This is a genomic window from Mycobacterium sp. E1747 (assembly GCF_001667775.1).
Classification (GTDB): Bacteria; Actinomycetota; Actinomycetes; order Mycobacteriales; family Mycobacteriaceae; genus Mycobacterium.
In genome coordinates, this window is the sequence record NZ_LZJI01000234.1 from 1 (window position 1) to 729 (window position 729).

Below are 729 nucleotides of genomic sequence, written 5' to 3' on the forward strand. Positions count from 1 at the left end.
CTGCGCACCGCGATCAGCCTGCAACCGCGCCCCGACCCAGAACCCCGGCGCGAGCCCGAGCGCTCGTTCAGGAAGACTTCCACCGAGCGGGGCAGCTGCTACCGGATCACCCTCCCGGCTCCAGACGCCGCGAAATTCGACGCCGCGTTGGCGTCGCACCGGGACGCGCTGATCACCGAGTGGAAACACGACCGCGCCGAGGGAGGGGCAGAAAGCGCTCCGCCCCTGCCGGGCACCGTCGAGGCCTTCATGCGCCTGGTCGAGGCCGGGTGGGACGCGGAGGCGGCCCGCCGGCCCCACGGACAGCACACCACCGTGGTGGTGCACCTCGACGCCGAAAGGCGCGCCGCGGCACTGCACCTGGGCCCGCTGCTGTCCGACGCCGAACGCCAATACCTGACCTGCGATGCCACCTGCGAGGTGTGGTTGCACCGCGACGGCCAGCCCATCGGCGCCGGCCGAACCACCCGCCTGATCAGCCGGCGACTGCGCCGCGCGCTCGAGCACCGCGACCGCACGTGCGCCGTCCCCGGCTGCGGCGCGACCCGGGGTTTGCACGCCCACCACATCCGGCACTGGGAAGACGGCGGCCCCACCGAGCTGAGCAACCTCGTGCTGGTCTGTCCCCATCACCACCGGCTGCACCACTCCGGGGGCATCACCATCGCCGGACCCGCACCCCATCTCACCGTCACCGACGGCGCCGGGCGCACCCTGAGTCCGGGATCC

1 protein-coding gene is annotated in these 729 nt (G+C 73.1%); it reads left to right on the plus strand.

From position 1 onward, the window contains the following. Window positions 1-729: HNH endonuclease signature motif containing protein (locus A5695_RS25185; RefSeq protein ID WP_197515617.1), on the plus strand; the 729-nt coding region annotated here is incomplete at both ends.